This window comes from Burkholderia guangdongensis, assembly GCF_013403875.1.
GTDB lineage: Bacteria > Pseudomonadota > Gammaproteobacteria > Burkholderiales > Burkholderiaceae > Burkholderia > Burkholderia guangdongensis.
In genome coordinates this window covers 1-3,786 of sequence record NZ_JACBNX010000048.1, presented here as the reverse complement: position 1 = coordinate 3,786, position 3,786 = coordinate 1, and the positions used below count along the sequence as shown (strand labels likewise).

The window sequence follows — 3,786 nt, the reverse complement described above, 5'->3', positions numbered from 1 at the left end:
ACCACCATCGGCCACGACCTCGGCATCGCCGGCGGGCAAATCGCCGGCACCACCGCCAACCCGGCCGGCACCGATCTCGGCAACGTCGTGACCCAGCTCGGCAATACCGTCACCAGCGTCGGCGGTCTCGTGAACGGCGGTACCACCACGTCGGGCGGCAGCAATCCGCTCGCGTCTGTTACCGGCCTCCTCGGCTCGCTCACCGGCGGCGTTGGCGGCTCCGGCAGCGGAACCGGCGGCACCAACGGATCGACAAGCGGCGGCAACCCGCTCGCGCCCGTCACCGGCCTCCTCGGTTCGCTCACCGGCAGCGTTGGCGGTTCCAGCAGCGGAACGAGCGGCACCGGCGGCTCGACGAGCGGCGGCAACCTGCTTGCGCCGGTCACCGGTGTCGTCAACTCGCTCACCGGCAGCGTTGGCGGCTCCAGCAGCGGCACCAGCGGCTCGACAAGCGGCGGCAATCCGCTCGCGCCCGTCACCGGCCTGCTCGGCTCGCTCACCAGCGGCATCGGCGGGTCCAGCGGCGGAGCGACCGGCAGCGGCGCAGGCGGCTTGACCATCGGCGTCACCGGCAATCCGGCTGGCGTCACGACGACGGTCGGCACGCCGGCCGGCGGCGGCTCGGGCACCGCCACGGGCGGCCTGACCGGCGGCTCCGGCGCGACGAGCGCAACCGGTCTGCTCGCGCCGGTGACAAATACGCTCGGCGGCCTGCTCGGCGGGGCCATCAAGAAGTAAAGTGTCATGACGGGAAGCAGCCGGGCTCCAATCAATCCAATGCCCGGCTGCCATACAGGCGCCGCCGCCCGCGCGGCGAGCGCCGACGCCAATCTACGAGGATGACCATGCAATCGACTCTTGATAGCGTCGCCGCCGTCGACAATCGGCCGCCACGCTCCGCGACCCCGTTCTGGATCGGTCTGCTCGGCATCGCCGCCGGGCTCTGCTCCCTGTGGATCACGCGCGACCAGCTCTCGCTCGACGGCGCGACCCGCTCGGTCATCGCCTGTCTCGCGATCATCGGCACGATCGCCATCCACGAAATCTTCATCGCGCGCGTCTATCTGCGCCCGAGCGCCGGCCTGTCGCGGCAAGCGGTGCGGCCGCTCGGCATCGCGCGCGTCGTCGTCCGGCTCGGCGCGCTCGCATCGGTCTATGCGGGCATCGGCCTCCTGTACTGGCTGCTGCCCGAATACCACGGCGCGTTCTATCAGCCGTACTGGACGCTGATCCGCTCGCTCGCGCCGTACGTCGCGGTCATCACGCCGTTCTATTTCATCTGGATGGACCGCTACCAGCGCGACACCGACGACGCATACCTGCTGTGGGGGCGCCTGCTGTTGCGCGGCACGAAGCCCGCGAACTGGCAGCCGGTGCGCGAAATGCTCGCCGGCTGGATGGTGAAGGCGTACTTCCTGCCGCTGATGATCGTCTTCCTGTCGACGGACGCCGACCATCTGGGCGAGTCGCTGATGGGCGCGATCCAGGCGCCGATGACGCTCGCGTCGTTCCGCTTCATGTACGACCTGTCGTTCACGATGGACCTGATGTTCGGCACGGTCGGCTATCTGTGCACGTTCCGGATCCTCGACAGCCACGTCCGCACCGCCGAGCCGACCACGCTCGGCTGGGTCGCCGCGCTGATCTGCTACCAGCCGTTCTGGTCGCTGATCTCGAACAGCTACATCCAGTACGGTGGCTCGATGTTCTGGGACAACTGGCTGATCTCGGTGCCAGTGATCCGCTTCGTGTGGGGCGCGACGATCATCGCACTGGTGCTCACCTATGCGCTCACGACGATCTCGTTCGGGCTGCGCTTCTCGAACCTGACGAACCGCGGAGTCATCACGTCGGGCCCCTACCGCTTCACGAAACACCCGGCCTATCTGACGAAGAACCTGTCGTTCTGGATGGTCTCGGTGCCGTTCGTCGAGCCGCTCGGCTGGCGGATCGGATTCGCGCACTGCGCGGCGCTCGTCGCGGTGAATCTGATTTATTTCCTGCGCGCGAAGACCGAGGAACGGCATCTGATGCGCGACCCCGACTATCGCGCCTATGCGGCGTGGATCGAGCAGCACGGAGTCTTCGCGAAGCTGAAGCGGATGGTCGGCTGGCAACCCGCGGCCTGATGCGCGGCCGGGCGGCGCGCGGCCACGTTTGTCGCGCGCGCCCCGCCGCTCGAACGCGCCGCGTTCTTTCTCTTTCGTTCCCCCTTCCGACGGCCGCTCAATGCGGCCGTTTCCACTGGCGGCGGGTGCGGATGCCGCTGCGTCTTTTCGTTGCGCGGATACGCCCGCCCGTCAGGCCGAGCATGTGCGGCGGCGCCCGCCGTGCGGCACTCGGCACGCGCGCGGCACGCCGATGTGCGCGGCCGCGACGTAACGTTCCGCGAAACGTTACGGAACATCGCTGCCAATCCGCTACAAACCATTGCTCACTGGTTCTTATCGCGAACAGATTTCGGGGAAATGCTTCCGCTCGCTATCGAAAACGTTTGCGGATTCGGATTTTCCCCGTTGGCCCGGAAATTGCTGCAAAGGTCTCGATGAACAACAACAGCGAGGGCACAACCATGAACCAGCACTATTTCACCAAAAAAACACTCGCGCTCGCCGCTGCTTCGCTGCTCGCGCTCTACGGCTGCGGATCGATCGACAGTCCGCCCATCACCGTGAAGCCGAGCACGTCGGGCATCGGAACTTCAGGAGCATCTTCGGGGACTTCCGGTAGCTCGGGCACTTCCGGTAGTTCAGGGACTTCCGGTAGTTCAGGGACTTCCGGTAGTTCAGGGTCTTCTGGTACGGCGAATATTTCCGGTACGTCGGGTACTTCCGGTACGTCGGGTACTTCCGGTACGTCGGGCACTTCCGGTACGTCGGGTACTTCCGGTACGTCGGGTACTTCCGGGACGTCGGGTACTTCCGGGACGTCGGGTACTTCCGGTACCTCGGGCACTTCCGGTACGTCGGGCACTTCCGGGACGTCGGGTACTTCCGGGACGACGTCGGGCACCTCCGGTACGTCGACTTCCGGTACGTCGACTTCCGGTACATCGACTTCCGGTACATCGACTTCCGGTACATCGACTTCCGGTACATCGACTTCCGGTACATCGACTTCCGGTACGTCGACTTCCGGTACGTCGACTTCCGGCACGTCGACTTCCGGCACGTCGACTTCCGGTACGTCGACTTCCGGCACGTCGACTTCCGGCACGTCGACTTCCGGTACTTCGACTTCCGGCACGTCGACTTCCGGCACGTCGACTTCCGGCACTTCGACTTCCGGCACTTCGACTTCCGGTACGTCGTCGGGCACCTCCGGCACGTCGTCGGGTACTTCTGGCACGTCGTCGGGCACCTCGAGCGTCTCGCCGCTCGGCAGCATCCTGCAGCAGGTCGGCACGCTCACCACCAACGTCGGCACCGCCGTCGTCGACGGCGGTGCCCAGGTCGGCAGCACCTCCGTGCCCGGCGCCAACGGCGCCACCACATCCGCGCTCGGCAACTCCGTCTCCGCGCTCGGCGCCGGCGTCCAGGCACTCGGCAACGGCATCTACTCCGGCCTCGGCAACATCGGCGTCGCCGCCAATCCCACCGCCCCCACGCTCTCCTCCACCACCGGCCTGCTCGGCGACGTCGGCGCTGCCGTCAACGACCTCGGCGTCGGCGTGACCAGCGCCGGCTCCGGTCAGTTGTCCCCGCTCGCACCGGTCACCACCACCGCCGGCGGCCTCCTCTCCACCGTCGGCAACGTCGTCCAGACCGCCGCCTCCGGCCTCAACGC

2 protein-coding genes and 3 pseudogenes are annotated in these 3,786 nt (G+C 67.1%); 4 read left to right on the top strand and 1 reads right to left on the bottom strand.

Annotated elements, in window-relative coordinates; all coding sequences use genetic code 11:
* Both HZI36_RS26565 and HZI36_RS26560 read left to right on the top strand, forming a co-directional pair.
* Positions 1-738, top strand: a pseudogene (locus HZI36_RS26565) (collagen-like triple helix repeat-containing protein); the annotation flags it as partial.
* 107 nt (positions 739-845) lie between these two features.
* Positions 846-2,129: an isoprenylcysteine carboxylmethyltransferase family protein gene (locus HZI36_RS26560; RefSeq protein ID WP_179405649.1), complete on the top strand. Its 1,284-nt coding sequence runs from the start codon at positions 846-848 to the stop codon at positions 2,127-2,129.
* Between the two features lie 508 nt (positions 2,130-2,637).
* Here the strand turns inward: HZI36_RS26560 and HZI36_RS27580 are convergent.
* Positions 2,638-3,171: pseudogene (locus tag HZI36_RS27580) on the bottom strand (hypothetical protein); the annotation flags it as partial.
* On the opposite strand from HZI36_RS27580, the pseudogene HZI36_RS27575 reads away from it, so the two are divergent.
* Together HZI36_RS27575 and HZI36_RS27135 are read left to right on the top strand one after the other, a co-directional pair.
* A pseudogene (locus tag HZI36_RS27575) lies at positions 3,097-3,249 on the top strand (pentapeptide repeat-containing protein); the annotation flags it as partial. The pseudogenes HZI36_RS27580 and HZI36_RS27575 overlap by 75 nt on opposite strands.
* Before the next feature lie 217 nt (positions 3,250-3,466).
* Positions 3,467-3,786, top strand: a 320-nt coding sequence (locus HZI36_RS27135) for a collagen-like triple helix repeat-containing protein (protein ID WP_343050566.1), incomplete at its 3' end; no start/stop codon positions are given.